At 69.6% G+C, this 14,219-nt stretch carries 12 protein-coding genes; 6 read left to right on the top strand and 6 right to left on the bottom strand.

The annotated features are described in order from the left end of the window. Positions 1–11: 11 nt before the first annotated feature. A complete protein-coding gene (locus tag A9310_RS00150) occupies positions 12–983 on the bottom strand; it encodes a proteasome assembly chaperone family protein (protein WP_065628907.1) in 972 nt (323 codons plus the stop codon). 239 nt (positions 984–1,222) lie between these two features. Between A9310_RS00150 and A9310_RS00145 the strand changes: the two genes are divergently transcribed. Beyond that, positions 1,223–1,894, top strand: coding sequence for a hypothetical protein (locus tag A9310_RS00145; RefSeq protein ID WP_065629069.1), 672 nt, complete (start codon positions 1,223–1,225; stop codon positions 1,892–1,894). A gap of 91 nt (positions 1,895–1,985) precedes the next feature. Continuing rightward, on the top strand, positions 1,986–3,110 hold the full coding sequence (locus A9310_RS00140; RefSeq protein ID WP_065629068.1) for a DUF4192 domain-containing protein: 1,125 nt from the start codon (positions 1,986–1,988) through the stop codon (positions 3,108–3,110). Between the two features lie 36 nt (positions 3,111–3,146). On the opposite strand, the gene A9310_RS00135 is transcribed toward A9310_RS00140, so the two are convergent. Beyond that, entirely contained in the window at positions 3,147–3,842 is a 696-nt protein-coding gene (locus A9310_RS00135) for a metal-dependent transcriptional regulator (RefSeq protein ID WP_065628906.1), read from the bottom strand. Between the two features lie 185 nt (positions 3,843–4,027). Here A9310_RS00135 and A9310_RS00130 point away from each other — a divergent pair, with 185 nt between their 5' ends. Both A9310_RS00130 and A9310_RS00125 read left to right on the top strand, forming a co-directional pair. After that, positions 4,028–5,272, top strand: a complete 1,245-nt coding sequence (locus A9310_RS00130; protein WP_065628905.1) for an acetoin utilization protein AcuC — start codon at positions 4,028–4,030, stop codon at positions 5,270–5,272. Between the two features lie 46 nt (positions 5,273–5,318). Then, complete coding sequence (locus A9310_RS00125) at positions 5,319–8,108, top strand: bifunctional GNAT family N-acetyltransferase/acetate--CoA ligase family protein (RefSeq protein WP_240199188.1); 2,790 nt, start codon at positions 5,319–5,321, stop codon at positions 8,106–8,108. 44 nt (positions 8,109–8,152) lie between these two features. Here the strand turns inward: A9310_RS00125 and A9310_RS00120 are convergent, their stop codons facing one another. Together A9310_RS00120 and A9310_RS00115 are read right to left on the bottom strand one after the other, a co-directional pair. Continuing rightward, entirely contained in the window at positions 8,153–9,091 is a 939-nt protein-coding gene (locus A9310_RS00120; protein ID WP_175401036.1) for a sigma-70 family RNA polymerase sigma factor, read from the bottom strand. A 302-nt stretch (positions 9,092–9,393) separates the two neighbouring features. Continuing rightward, positions 9,394–9,852 (bottom strand): DUF3099 domain-containing protein, encoded by a 459-nt coding sequence (locus tag A9310_RS00115; RefSeq protein ID WP_065628902.1) that lies wholly within the window; start codon positions 9,850–9,852, stop codon positions 9,394–9,396. A gap of 212 nt (positions 9,853–10,064) precedes the next feature. Here A9310_RS00115 and A9310_RS00110 point away from each other — a divergent pair, with 212 nt between their 5' ends. Beyond that, complete coding sequence (locus A9310_RS00110; RefSeq protein ID WP_058250213.1) at positions 10,065–10,337, top strand: DUF3039 domain-containing protein; 273 nt, start codon at positions 10,065–10,067, stop codon at positions 10,335–10,337. Positions 10,338–10,368: 31 nt separating this feature from the next. On the opposite strand, the gene A9310_RS00105 is transcribed toward A9310_RS00110, so the two are convergent. Then, positions 10,369–11,607, bottom strand: coding sequence for a YihY/virulence factor BrkB family protein (locus A9310_RS00105; protein ID WP_065628901.1), 1,239 nt, complete (start codon positions 11,605–11,607; stop codon positions 10,369–10,371). A gap of 283 nt (positions 11,608–11,890) precedes the next feature. Between A9310_RS00105 and A9310_RS00100 the strand changes: the two genes are divergently transcribed. Further along, the gene (locus tag A9310_RS00100; protein WP_065628900.1) at positions 11,891–13,633 is read left to right on the top strand and encodes a DEAD/DEAH box helicase; all 1,743 of its coding nucleotides are present in this window, start codon (positions 11,891–11,893) and stop codon (positions 13,631–13,633) included. A 149-nt stretch (positions 13,634–13,782) separates the two neighbouring features. Here A9310_RS00100 and A9310_RS00095 read toward each other — a convergent pair whose 3' ends face one another. Further along, positions 13,783–13,989, bottom strand: a complete 207-nt coding sequence (locus A9310_RS00095; protein WP_004018852.1) for a hypothetical protein — start codon at positions 13,987–13,989, stop codon at positions 13,783–13,785. Between the last annotated feature and the right edge of the window lie 230 nt (positions 13,990–14,219).

Here is a 14,219-nt window from a genome sequence, read left to right as displayed (position 1 = left end):
GGTGTCCGGGATCAGATCGGTGATCGCGGACCCTCGTCCCCGGGGCCGGCCTCACCGTCGCCGGTCTGCTCGGCCAGGAACCGTTCGAGTTCGGCGCCGAGTTCGTCACCGCTGGGCAGCGATTCCTCGGCGGCGAGCAGCGACGAGCGTTCCTGCGCGGCCTGGGTGAACGTGTCGTACTGGGTCTCCAGCGCCGCCACCACGGACTCGATCTCCGAGTTGCCCTCGACCTCGTTGTCGACCTGTGCGCGCACCTTCTCGGCGGCGCTGTCGAGAGCGGCGAGGGGGAGGTCGAGACCGGCGAGCTCGGCGACCGCCGCCAGCAGGCGTGCGGACGCCGCCGGGTAGTTGGTCTGCGCGAGATAGTGCGGGACATGTACCGACAGGCCCGACGCCCGGTAGTCGTGTTCGCCCATCCGCAACTCGAGGAGCATCGACGCGCTGGCGGGCAGCTTCATCGCCGATCCCCACCGGGGCAGGTCACCGAGGGCGTCGGGATCACTGCCGTGCGCCGTGATCGATGGCGGGCGGGTGTGCGGTACGGCCATCGGGATCGCGTTGAGGCCGATGACGTCGGTGACGCCGAGTCCGTCGCTCAGGCGTCGGACCGCGTCGACGAACTGCTCCCACCGGAGGTCGGGTTCAGAACCGGCGAGCAGGAGAAAACCCTTGCCCGAGTTGTCGCGGATCGCGTGCAGCGCCAGCGTCGGCATCTCGACGTCGGTGAAGGTCTCGCCGCTGAACGAGATGGTCGGCCGGCGTGACCGGTAATCCATCAGCTCGTCGGAGGAGAAGGTCGCGACCAACTCGGACTCGAGGCTGTCGCGGAGGTGCGTCGCGGCCAGCGCCACCGCGTGCCCGGCGTCGGCGAAGCCCTCGAGCGCGTGGATCAGTACCGGACCCGTGCCGTCGGGCCGGGTCACCTGCGGAGCGGGAAAGGCGAGTTCATACAGCGCGTCGTTGCGCGCGGGCTGCTCGTCCACGTCGTCCCTCCTTCTGCTGGCAGCTGTCCCGGAAGAGACAGCTGAACGTCCATTGTCTCGCACCGCACCCGGCGGTGGCCACTCGCCTCGGTGCAACCACCGCGACACACCGGTGATTCCCCCCGTTGGTGTTCCTGTTTTGTTGTTCCCCAGGGGTGTGTCCTCGACACCTGGCGGAGACGCCGGTGGCACAGTAGACCGTTGTGATCGAGCCGCATGCGCCCCGACTGCGCCTGTCCCTGCCCGGCCGCCTCGTTCCCGGCACGGTGGCCGGTCTCGTCGCCGCGGCGCTCGTGCTGTCCGCCTGCTCCGTCGGCGGGCAGCCGGAGCCGTCGAGTCCGGACCTGTCCGCGCGATCGGTCGAGGCCGCGGACTTCCCGAACGGCGCCGCGAGTCCCATCCCGACGTCGGCGGTCGCGAACGCCCTGGCCGACGTGACCGGGGCGCCGATGCCCGGACAGGCGGGCACCGAGGTGTCGCCGCCGGAGTGTGCACCCGCGTCCGTCCCCGCGGACGGAGCGGTCGCGTTCCTGGGTCCCGGCCCGGGGGAGCGGGCCACCCYCACCTCGGTCGTGGCCGGTGTCGAGACGCCGCTCGACGACGTGGTCGAGTTGGCCGAGCGCTGCCCCGAGACCACCACGACCACGTTCGGGGCGTCCTCGACGATCACCACCGAGGTGCTGCCCCCGCCGCCGGCGCCGGACGGGGTCGACACCGCGACGCTCCGCCGCACGATCGTGACCGGCGGCGGTGTCCCGTCCACCACGAGCGCTCTCACGCTGCTCGGCGAGCGGGACGGCGTCCGGGTGTACACCGAATACCGTTGGCCCGCAGCAGGTCCCGTACCTCCCGAAGCGTCCGCCGCGCTCGACACGCTGTTCGGAAAGGCGCTCGCGGCCGCGTTCGGCTGACCAGTACCGCCCTGTGGATGACCTCTCCTGGTTGTCCACAGCGTGTGTCGACCGCCGTTCGAGCGGCTCGGCCACGGGTGACGCTGTCGCCATGCAGATCCTCGAACCGCCACCGCATGGCCCCCACGACCCGACGACGCTGCTCACCTCGATCCCCGCTCGACTGGGGTTCGTCCCCGAGCGGTCGATCATCGCGATCGCCGTCGCCGGCGACCGCACGGTGAACGCGACCATGCGGCACGACCTCGCCCTCGCGCCCGACGGCAGCCCCACGCGCGAACTGGTCGTCGTCCTCGCCGGACTTGGTGAGATCACGTCCACCTACGGCATCGAGGAGATCCTGGTCGTGATCGCCGATGACCGCTACCCGGCGGACGACCGTCGTTATCGGCGGATCCTCGCGATGAGCGACCGGTACTTCGGCGATGTCGGTGGTGTCGCAGCCGGGTTCGTGGTGCCGGGCTTCGATGCCGGCGTGCACTGGTCGACCATCTGGTGTCCGGAGGACCGGGCCTGGTCGGTCGACGTGTCCGCGGGGTCGGCCGGACAACTCGACGATCCGCACACGAGTCCGACCGCGGTCGCGGAGGCGGTGCGCTCGGGACGGCGGATCCTCGCCCGGCGCTCGGAGATGCGGACGATGCTCGAACCGCTCGACGGCGAATGCGGTCCGGGACGTCCGCTACCGGACTGTCGGGCGTGCCGCGGCATCGATCTCGATCAGAGCGATCTCGACTCGTTCGATCCTGACGAGGAGGACGTCGAGACCTCGACGCGCGCACTCGACCTGGTCATCAGCGCGATGATCGATGCGGAACAACCACTGGATTGTGGCGAACTGGACCGACTGGAACGGGCGATCCTGCGCCCCGACGTCCGCGACGCCGCGCTCGCCCTGGCCGTCACCGAACTCCGGGGAGCCGCCGAACACCTGTGGCGAGAACTCACCCGGCGTCTGTCCGGACGCGGACGGTCCACCGCCGCAACACTTCTCGCACACCTGCACTACATCGGCGGGGACGGCGCCTACACCGGTGTCGCCCTCGACGTCGCACTCGCGAGCACGGACGCCGACCACCTGGCCACGCTGCTCGACACCGCCCTGCGGGCAGGTGTCCGCCCGGCCAGGCTGTGGGGCACCATCGAGAAGTCCTACGACGCCGCGAAACGCCTCGGCGTCGTCATCCCGGCGGCGACACTGCGTACCGCCGGGTGACCACTGCAGACCTTGCTGTGTCAGACCTTTGCTGTGTCAGACCTTTTCGACGACCTTCTCGACGAACAGCGAGTGCGCCATGTCGGACGAAAGTTCGAGGCCGTCGTGACCGGGTGTGTCGATCGTGATCGTGCCGGCCGTGTTCGACACCGTCACACGGGCGTTGGGAACCACGCCCGCCTCGCGCAGCGCGCCGATCAGTTCGGTGTCGGACTGGGCGTGTTCGGACAGGCGACGCACGATGACCGGCACCGTCTCACCCGGCGGGAGGTCGGCGAGGCGGGTGGCGCCGTCGTCGGAGCTCGGCACCTCCACGCCCAGCAACTCCAGTCCCGGGATGGGGTTTCCGTAGGGCGAGGTCGTCGGGTATTCGAGGACCGCGAGCAGGCGGCGTTCGACGTTCTCACTCATCACGTGCTCCCAGCGGCAGGCCTCCTCGTGGACCTGATCCCAGGGCATTCCGATGACGTCGACCAGAAGGCGTTCGGCGAGGCGATGCTTGCGCATCACCGCGACGGCGAGCGTGCGTCCGCGGTCGGTCAGTTCGAGGTGTCGGTCCCCGGCGACCCGGAGGAGGCCGTCGCGCTCCATGCGGGCAACGGTCTGCGACACGGTGGGACCGGACTGGTCCAGACGCTCGGCGATCCGCGCCCGCAGCGGCACGATGCCCTCTTCTTCGAGATCGTAGATCGTTCGCAAGTACATCTCGGTGGTGTCAACCAGGTCGTTCACTGTGCGCAATCCCTTTCGTCCCCGCCAAGATTACCCTCTTCGGGAGTGGTGACCGCGATCTCACCGCGACCGGGGAGTCCCGGGGCGGCGGTACGTGGCGCGCACTCGTGTCCGACGCGACATCCGTGGCCGCTGCGCGATGTGTACCACTAGCCTGAGGTCGTGATCAACACTACGAGCGCCCGATGACGACGGCCGTCATCTGGAGCGAGGACTTCCTGTCCTACCGATGGGCCCACACGCACCCGATGAACCCGGTCCGACTCGCCCTCACGATGACCCTCGCGCAGAGCCTCGGAGTCCTCGACGACGTCGAGACGATCCCGCCGCAGGCCATCGACGACGACGCCCTGACCGTCGTCCACAGCCGCGACTACATCGACGCGGTCCGTGCGGTCGGTTCGGGGACGGCGTCGCTGTCGGGGCCGTTGCTCGAGCGGTTGTTCGGCCTCGGCGACGCCGACAACCCGGTTTTCACCGGGATGCACGAGGCCGCGCGCCTGCTCGTCGGCGGCACGCTGGCCGCGGCGCAGACGGTCGTCTCCGGGGCGGCGACGAGAGCGGTCAACATCGGCGGCGGCATGCATCATGCGATGCGCTCGCGCGCCGCCGGATTCTGCATCTACAACGACTGCGCCATCGCGATCAGGTATCTGCTCGACCACGGCTTCGACCGCATCGCCTACATCGACGTCGACGCCCACCACGGCGACGGCGTCCAGGTCGAGTTCGCCGCCGACCCGCGGGTGATGACGGTCTCGCTGCACCAGCACCCGGCGACCCTGTGGCCCGGCACCGGATGGCCGACCGAGGTCGGGGACGGCGACGCGGCGGGCAGCGCGGTCAACCTGGCCCTCATGCCCAACACCGAGGACCGGTTGTGGCTGCGCGCCTTCCACGCCGTGGTGCCGTCGCTGATCGCCGAGTTCCGGCCGCAGATCATCGTCAGCCAGTGCGGTGCCGACAGCCACCGCGCCGATCCGCTGACCGACCTCTCGCTCACCGTCGACGGACAGCGGGCGGCGATGATCGCCATGCGCGACCTCGCCGACAAGTACTGCGAGGGCCGCTGGATCGCGGTCGGCGGCGGTGGCTACGGCGTCGTCAACGTGGTGCCGCGCAGCTGGACGCATCTGCTGGGCGTCGCCCTCGGTCGCGAGGTCGATGTATCGTCGGTCATCGACGAATCCTGGTGTGCCACAGCCGAACAGATCTCCGAGCAGGTGCACTCCGACTATGCCGCCCCGCCCGTTCGGGTCATGGGCGACGGGGGCATCGTCGACTACCAGCCGTGGGCCGGCGACGCCGGCCAGGAACCACCCGACGGTGTCGCGGCCAACGCCCAACGCCAGACCGACCGCGCGATCCTCGCCACCCGACGCGCGGTCTACCCGCTTCACGGTCTCGACCCGGAGGACCCCCGTGACTGACGACACCTCGACCGCCGACGCCACCGCGCCCGCAGGCACTCCCGCCATGGCCGATCAGCCGGAACCGCGTAGCCCGTGGGATTATCCGCGGCACTGGATCGCAGATGTGCTGGCCTCCGATGGCGGCGTCGTGCACCTGCGACCGATCGTGCCCGACGACGCCGACCGCATCGTGGCCTTCCACTCCAAGCTCTCCGAGCGCACCCGGTACATGCGGTACTTCGGTCCGACTCCGACCCTGCCGCCGCGCGAGGTGGCCCGGATGACGACCGTCGACCACCAGCAGCGTGTCGCGATCGTCGCCGAACTCGGGGGCGAGATCATCGCGGTCGGCATCTACGAGGGTCTCGGCTTCGACGGCAAACCCGAATCGGCCGAGGTGGCGTTCGTCGTCGCCGATGAACACCAGGGCCGCGGCCTCGGACCCATCCTGCTCGAACACCTGGCCGGTGCGGCGGCGGAGAACGGTTTCACCCGTTTCGAGGCCGAGGTCCTCAGCGAGAACCCGAACATGGTCGCGGTGTTCCGCGACGCGGGGTATCAACTCGCACGGAGCTTCGACGGCTCGACCGTGCACGTTGAGTTCCTCATCGACCCCACCGAGGCGCTGCTGTCGGTGCGCAACGCCCGTGAACGCGCGTCGGAGGCCCGCAGCGTCGCCAATCTGCTGCGACCCGCCTCGGTCGCGGTGATCGGGGCCTCGACCGACCCGAACAAGGTCGGAAACGCCCTGTTGGCCAACATCATCGCCGGGGGATTCACCGGGCCGGTGTTCCCGGTCAACGGCCCCGCCCGGGTCGAGGAGGAGCCCGAGCCGGGACGGCCCGGTGTCGGCCGCGAACCGACGCCGGCGCGTCGTCGCACCCGGGAACGACCGCCGTCGGTGCGGGGGATCCGGGCCTACGAGACCGTCCGCGACATCCCCGACCCCGTCGACCTCGCGGTGGTCGCGGTGCCGGCCGCGCGCGTCGACGACGTGCTCGACGACTGCCTGGTCAAGGGTGTGCGCACGCTCGTCGTGGTGTCGTCGGGCTTCGGCGAGTCCGGCGAGGAGGAGGGCCTCGAGAACGAGCGCCGCCTGGTCGCCCAGGTCCGCGAGCACGGGATGCGACTGGTCGGGCCGAACGCGCTGGGCGTTGCGAACAACGACCCGGCGGTCGCGCTCAACGCGACCCTGGCGCCGCGCATCCCGGCCGCCGGCCGGGTCGGGTTCTTCTGTCAGTCGGGCGCCCTGGGCATCGCGATCCTCGACACCGCGGCCCGTCGCCAGATCGGCCTGTCGACGTTCGCCTCGGCCGGCAACCGCGCGGACGTGTCCGGCAACGACCTCCTGCAGTACTGGGACACCGACGCCACCACCGACGTCATCCTGCTCTACCTGGAGAGCTTCGGTAACCCGCGCAAGTTCTCCCGGATCTCGCGGCGGGTCTCACGCTCGAAGCCGATCATCGCGGTAAAATCCGGCCGGGGTGCGATGACGCCGGTCCGGGCGGCGCGCTCGGCGGCCACCCTCGACGACCAGATCGCCCGCATGATGCTCGAACAGGCCGGCGTCATCCAGGTGGACACGATCCCCGAGTTGTTCGACTGCGCGGCCGTGTTCGCCTATCAGCCGCTGCCGCGCGGCCCGCGCGTCCGCATCATCGGCAATTCGTCGGTGCTGGGCAGCCTGGCGGCGGACACCGCGCGCAACGGCGGCCTCGAGGTCGTCGACACCGTCGATCTCGGTGCCGGCGCCTCGGAGGAGGAGTTCGAGTCGACGGTCTCGGCGGCCATGGCCGACCCGGGCGTGGACGGGATCATCGTCGTGTTCGTGCCGCCGGTCGCGGTCGGCGCCGACTGGCACGCCCGGGCGCTCATGGCGGCGGCCAACACCCCCGACGCCGACGCCGACAAGCCGATCGTCACGACCTTCCTAGCCGTCGACGGCATCCCGCCGGGGTTGACTCGGCCCGGCCCGAACGGCATGCCGACCAAGGGGTCGATTCCGTCGTACGGCTCGCCCGAGCGCGCGGCCGCCTCACTGGCGAGGGCGTGGCAGTACGCCCGGTGGCGCCTGCGGCCGGAATCGGTGGTCCACCGTCCCGACGGCACCGATCCCGAGGCCGCGCGGATGTTCGTGCGCGAGGCGATGGTCGGCGACGGTGCGACCGGTCGTCCCGCCGAGCGGTTGCTGGGGCATGTGGAGTCGGCGAAGCTGTTGCGCTGGTACGGGATCGACGTGGTCCCGTTCCGCGAGGTGACCACGATGCACGAGGCATCCGCGGCGGCCCGTGAACTCGGGCTGCCGGTGGCGGTGAAGGCGACGTCGGACAAGTGGCGCGGTCGTCTCGACCGCGAGGGCGCGCGCCTGGACCTACCCGACGCGACGACGGTGGTGACGGCGTTCGCCGAACTGACCGAACTCACCGGCGACCGCGTGCTGCACGTGCAGAAGATGGCGCCGAAGGGCGTCGGTACGGTCATCCGGGTGCGCGACGATCCGTCGTTCGGTTCGGTGATGTCGTTCGGTCTGTCCGGGCGGACCTTTGACCTGCTGGGCGACCACGGTTACCGCGCCGTCCCGCTGTCCGAACTCGATGCACGGGAACTGATCGAGGAGCCGCGTTCGGCACCGCTGCTGTCGGGCTACCGCGGGGAGGAGCCCGCCGACAAGGAGGCGCTCGCCGATCTGCTGCTGCGCATCTCGACGCTCACCGACGACATCCCGGAGGTCCGCGAGGTGGTCTGCGATCCGATCCTGGCCTCGGTCGACGGCGCGGCCGTTCTCAATGCCCGGATACGCGTGGGCCCGGTGCCCGACAGGCGGGACACCGGRCCCAGGCGACTCGGGTGACCGAGTGGACTCAGTGAAGGAGGCGGCGGAGCGTGCGGGGACGCTCAGCTGGCGTAGGCGCGCAGGCGCTCGGCACGGTCGCCGTGGCGGAGCTTGCCCATGACCTCGCGCTCGATCTGGCGCACGCGCTCGCGCGACAGCCCGAACATGCGGCCGATCTGATCCAGGGTGCGCGGCTGGCCGTCGTCGAGGCCGTAGCGCATCCGGATGACCTGCTGCTCACGCTCGTCCAGCGTCGCCAGGACGGCGCGGATGTCGGAGTGCAACAGGCCGGCGATGACGGCGTTCTCGGCGGAGGTGGCCTCGGCGTCCTCGATGAAATCGCCCAGGGGAGCTTCCTCGTCGCTGCCCACCGGCATGTCGAGGCTCACCGGATCGCGGCTGTGGTCGAGCAGGTCGGCGATCTTCTCCGCGGGGATGCCCGATTCGTTGGCCAGCTCGTCGTCGGTCGCTTCGCGGCCGAGCTGCTGGTGCAGCTCGCGCTTGATGCGGGCCAGTTTGTTGACCTGCTCCACGAGATGGACGGGGAGCCGGATCGTGCGGCTCTGGTCCGCCATTCCGCGGGTGATCGCCTGACGAATCCACCAGGTGGCGTAGGTCGAGAACTTGAAGCCCTTGGCGTAGTCGAACTTCTCCATCGCCCGGATCAGACCGAGGTTGCCCTCCTGGATCAGGTCGAGGAGAGGCATGCCGCGGCCGGTGTAGCGCTTGGCCAGCGACACGACCAGGCGGAGGTTCGCCTCGAGCAGGTGGGCCCGGGCGGCCTCGCCTTCACGGACGATGACCGCGAGGTCACGCTTCTTGGCCGCGGACAGCCGCTTCTTGGTGGCCAGAACGTGTTTGGCGTAGAGCCCGGCCTCGATCTGCTTGGCGAGTTCGACCTCCTGCTCCGCGTTGAGAAGGGCGGTGCGACCGATTCCGTTCAGATAGACACGGACCAGATCCGCCGCTGGAGACTGGGCGTCGAGATCCTGTTCGGTCATCGCCGGCCGGGTACCCGGAGGGGTGACTTCGGCGAAACCTTTGGTCGGGGTCGAACGTGCAACTGTCGAGCGTGACATGCGGCCTCCTGACTTGAGTGCGTTCACTGGGTCCAACGCCCTTGTGTGGGCGATAGTTCCCGAGAGTGGTTCGGAGCAAACCTCGCCGAGGCTTGGTGACCTGCGCATTCTTTTTCGCGACTCGACAACCGGCTGAGAAGTTGCTGAGATGTCGCGCGCGGGGGAACCCGAGGGAACGCGGGAACGCACGGGGCCGCGGTGCCGACCCGTCTGGTCCGGAGGTGTCAGGCGCGGGGGTCGTCGGGATCGACGACCTGCCCGTCGATGGTGCGCGACAGCTGGTGGTCGGTGCCGGTATCGGTCAGTGCCGGGGGTCCGACGACGTGATGGTCGGCGCCGTACTTGTACTGGGGGACCTCGCCGCGCTTGCGCGGCGGACGGTCGTTGGCGATCAGGACCGCCGCCCATGGCAGCGGGATGGAGATCGCGACGATGGCCAGCGCCAGTAGTCCGGACCCGGTGATGCCGTAGGCGATACCGGCGATGACGAGCGCCGGCACGCGGAAAGCCATGAGGAACAGATACTTACGCACACGCGCTCGGTGCTGGGCCTCGAGCGAGTCCGGTGCGTCGGTGATCAGGTACGCCTCGGCGCCCGGACGTTTCGACGCGGGATGTCCGTGCTCGTCGACGTGCGGCGACGTGCTGTTGCGGCCGTGCTGTCCGCGAGCGGACTCACCCATGGATTCCCATTGTTCGAACACCCTCTCCACTGTCCTCCTTTTGGCGGTCTATTGCACCCGCCGCCGGGAGCGTAGTGAGCGGGGCGAATCGGGTCCCGCCGCCGGGAGCGTAGCGAGCGGGGCGAATCGGGTCCCGCCGCCGGGAGCGTAGCGAGCGGGGCGAATGAGCACTCGGGTGTTCCGTCGGCCCGGTTGTGACGCACAATGGACGAATGGGAACCGAAACCATCGAACGCCCGGACCTCGACGAATGGTCCGACACCAAGACCGACGAGCGTCCCGATGCCGACGCGACCGACCGGGGTGACGACGACCGCCCCAAGTTCTTCCACTACGTGAAGAAGAACAAGATCGCCGAGAGTGCGGTCATGGGTAATCATGTCGTCGCCCTCTGCGGCGAGACCTTCCCGGTCACGCGGTCGGCCAAGCCCGGGTCGCCGGTCTGCCCGAAGTGCAAGAAGATCTACAACAAGATGCGCAAGTGACGCGAGGCGGCTGATCGGCGGGCGTCGCCGGTCAGCCGCGGTCGCGGTGCCGCGCCTGCCGGCGGATCGGGCCGGAGGACAGCCGGTCGGGCAGGGTCCGGAGTTGGCCGGTGAAGTCGGAGGTCTGGGAGTTCACCCAGTGCCGGACCTGCGTGGTGGTCGACGCCTTCGCGGGCCAGAATTGTTGCACGGCCGCGTTGAACTCGGCGCCGATCACGATGCCGAAGCCCAGCGAAAACGTGAAGAGCAGGAACGCGATCGGTGTGGCCAGCGCCCCGTAGGAGACCCCGGCCTCGGTGATCTTGGTCAGATAAATGCGCAGCACGTAGCTCGCGACCCAGAAGAACACGCCGGCCACGATCGCCCCGCCGATGAGCCGATGCCACGGCAGGGGATTGGGCAGCGCGAGGTGGTAGAGCGTCGTCAGGACGAACAGCAGGAGGACGGCGACGAACGGGAAGTAGCCGTAGTCGATGAGGGTGGTGACGAACGATCCCCACGACTCCGGCACGATCGCGCGCAGGTAGTTCGGTCCGAGCGCGACGAGGGGCAGCAGGAACACCGCGACGCTCAGGAAGCCGACGTAGAGGAACAGCGCGAAGAACCGCTGCCACACCGGGTGTCGGACCTCGTGCTGGTCGTGTGCGTGCGCGATCGAGGCGATGAAGCACGAGACGGCCGACGATCCCGCCCACAATGAGATGACGAACCCGACCGACATGAGGCCGATCCGGCCGCGCCCGAGCACGCTGTCGACCGTCGGGGTGATCAGGTCGTCGACGACCGTGGGGGTGAAGGTCCGGCCGGCGAGGTCGATGATGCGGGCGTAGACGACGTCGACGGTGTCGGGGCCGAACCAGCCGGCGACGTAACCGACCGAGCCGAGCAGACCCAGCAGCAGCGGCGGCAGCGACAGCGCCTGCCAGAACGCGGCCTGTGCGGCCCAGCCGATGATCCCGTCGTCCCAGGACTTGACGATCGTGCGCCAGACCACGCGATGAATGTTCGGCAGGACCGGCAGGCCCGGTCCGGACGCCGCCTCGGTTCGTTCCGGATCGTCGTTCCCGGTCTTCTCCGACCCAGCGTCCGGTTCGGTCGACCCCTTCGCGCCGCGGAGGACTTCGACGTCCCCGGAGGCCGGGGCGGACCGCAGCGGCGCGCGCAGGGGTTCGGTCGCGGCCCCGACATCGGCGAGTGGGTCGCCGATCGGCGCGGTGACCGCAGTCGACACGGGACCCGGCGGGACGGCGGGCGGGCTCGCGGCAACCACCGACGACGGGTCGTCGGCCAGTGGGACCGGATTCCTCTTGCGCGTTGTGATGTGTTCAATATCCCCGATCGGGAGGCCGATTGGGTACCCGGGTCACCAGGCGAGTCGTTCGGATCGCCCACGGGCGCCCGTCGCGGCGGACGCCGCGGCCCGGTGTCGGGATGCGGGAGCTGTCGCGCTTCGGCGGTACCATTGGCGGGTCCCCTCGGGCGCGGGCCCCGCACGCGAGGGGTCGTTTCATGTCCGGCCGGAAACCCGCACGCGTGGAGGAGCAGCCCAGAAGGTGACGTCAGCCGAACCCTCCGGATCCACCGCCGGCCCGAAACTCCAGCTCCGCGCTTGGCAGCGTCGTGCGCTGACCAAGTACCTGACGCAGAAGCCGAAGGACTTCCTCGCCGTGGCGACGCCGGGCGCCGGCAAGACGACGTTCGGCCTGCGTATCGCCCGCGAACTCCTCGATGACCGCACCGTCGACAAGATCACCGTGGTCGCCCCGACCGAACACCTGAAGCACCAGTGGGCCGAGGCCGCCGCGCGGGTCGGGATCGCGCTCGACTCGCGGTTCACCAACGCCGCCGGACAGACCAGCTCGGACTTCCACGGCGTCGTCGTCACCTATGCACAGGTGGCCGCCCATCCGGCCCGGCACCGGGTGCGCACCGAGAACTACCGCACCCTGGTAATCCTCGACGAGATCCACCACGGTGGCGATGCCAAGTCGTGGGGCGAGGCGATCCGGGAGGCCTTCGACGACGCCGAGCGCCGGCTCCTGCTGACCGGTACACCCTTCCGCTCCGACGACTCGCCGATCCCGTTCGTCACCTACGAACCGGAGGCCGGCGGGCATCAGCGCTCCAAGGCCGACCACACCTACGGCTACGCCGACGCACTGAAGGACGGCGTCGTCCGTCCGGTCGTGTTCCTCGCCTACTCCGGTGAGGCCAGCTGGCGCGACAGCGCGGGCGAGGAGTACACCGCCCGGCTGGGCGAACCGCTCTCCGCGGAGCACACCACCCGCGCCTGGCGTACCGCGCTGGACGCCCACGGCGACTGGATTCCGGCGGTCCTCACCGCCGCACACACGCGGCTGGGACAGCTCCGTGCGACCGGCACACCGGATGCGGGCGGGCTGGTCATCGCCACCGATCAGACCGCGGCCCGCGACTACGCCGAACTGCTCACCGCCATCACCGGCAAGCCGCCGACGCTGGTGCTCTCCGACGACCCGAAGTCGTCGTCGAGGATCGGCCAGTTCGCCGCGTCCACGGACGAGTGGATGGTGGCGGTCCGCATGGTGTCCGAGGGTGTCGACGTCCCCCGCCTGGCCGTGGGTGTGTACGCCACCAGCTCGTCGACGCCGCTGTTCTTCGCCCAGGCCATCGGACGATTCGTGCGATCGCGTCGTCCGGGTGAGACCGCGAGCGTCTTCCTGCCGTCGGTCCCGGTGCTGCTCGACCTCGCCAGCCAGATGGAGGTCGAGCGCGATCACGTGCTCGGCAAGCCGCACCGCGAGAGCGACGGCCTCGACGACCAATTGCTGATCGACGCCAACAAGCAGGAGGACGAGCCGGGGGAGGACGAGCCGAAGTTCCAGTCGCTGCATGCCGACGCCGAACTCGATCAGGTCATCTTCGACGGCACCTCGTTCGGCACGGCCACGTTCGCCGGTAGCGACGAGGAGTCGGACTATCTGGGGTTGCCCGGGCTGCTCGATGCCGACCAGGTGCGTGCCCTCCTGCGCAAACGCCAGGAGGAACAGGTCACGGCGCGAACGGTCGCGTCGTCCTCGGAGTCGTCGGCTGCCGAGCCGCCCACTCCCGGCCGGCCGGCGGGAACCACCGGCGAGAATTTGCACGCCCTGCGCAAGGAACTGAATACGCTCGTCGCGATGCATCATCACCGCACGGGCAAACCACACGGCATGGTGCACAACGAGTTGCGGACTCGGCTGGGCGGGCCCCCGACCGCCATGGCGACCGCCGATCAGCTGAAGGAACGGATCGCCGCACTGCGCGAGTGGCGCTGATAGACACTGCGCGAGTGGCGCTGATAGACACTGCGCGAGTGGCGCTGGTCGGGCGGCCCGGAACAGGCCCGGACACGACAGAGCCCGGCCGGTTGCTCCGGCCGGGCTCTGTGCGCGTAGGGAAAGCCCGCGTTCGATCGTCGGAGGTGTCAGACCAGCTCGCCGGCGGATTCGACGACGGTGGCGCTCAACTCGACAAGGCGGGCCTCGTGCTCGTTGAAGTGGTGGCGGCAGAAGAGAAGTTCGCCGCCCTTGGGCAGGACGGCCCGTACCTTGGCTGCGGCGCCGCAGCGATCGCAGCGATCGGCGGCAGTGAGCGGCAGGTAGATCGGGGCTGTGGTGGCGATGTCAGTCATGGTTCGTTCCTCCGTCCCGGTCCGGCGCCGGGTGTCCGGTCGCCTTCCCTTCGAGCCGACACATCCGGGCGATGCGTCAACCTCACTCTGTCAGACGCTCGGGGCGTTCGTATTGTTCCGACGGTGCTCTCGGTGTGTCGTCACTCACCGTTTACACCAGGCAACAACTCGACAACGATCGCCCGAACGCAATGCGACCCGGCCATGGGGCCGGGTCGCACCACTCTACG

Origin of the sequence: Gordonia sp. UCD-TK1 (genome assembly GCF_001691435.1) — a bacterium.
Classification (GTDB): Bacteria; Actinomycetota; Actinomycetes; order Mycobacteriales; family Mycobacteriaceae; genus Gordonia; species Gordonia hongkongensis.
Note: the sequence above shows the minus strand (reverse complement) of the source record. Positions and strands in the feature narration are given on the sequence as shown.

What these genes read in the sequence shown, in the direction of transcription:
- A9310_RS00140 (WP_065629068.1), top strand. Translation starts at nt 1,986, where the DNA reads ATGCAGATCCTCGAACCGCCACCGCATGGCCCCCACGACCCGACGACG.
- A9310_RS00130 (WP_065628905.1), top strand. Translation starts at nt 4,028, where the DNA reads ATGACGACGGCCGTCATCTGGAGCGAGGACTTCCTGTCCTACCGATGG.
- A9310_RS00120 (WP_175401036.1), bottom strand. Translation starts at nt 9,091, where the DNA reads ATGACCGAACAGGATCTCGACGCCCAGTCTCCAGCGGCGGATCTGGTC.
- A9310_RS00115 (WP_065628902.1), bottom strand. Translation starts at nt 9,852, where the DNA reads ATGGGTGAGTCCGCTCGCGGACAGCACGGCCGCAACAGCACGTCGCCG.
- A9310_RS00110 (WP_058250213.1), top strand. Translation starts at nt 10,065, where the DNA reads ATGGGAACCGAAACCATCGAACGCCCGGACCTCGACGAATGGTCCGAC.
- A9310_RS00095 (WP_004018852.1), bottom strand. Translation starts at nt 13,989, where the DNA reads ATGACTGACATCGCCACCACAGCCCCGATCTACCTGCCGCTCACTGCC.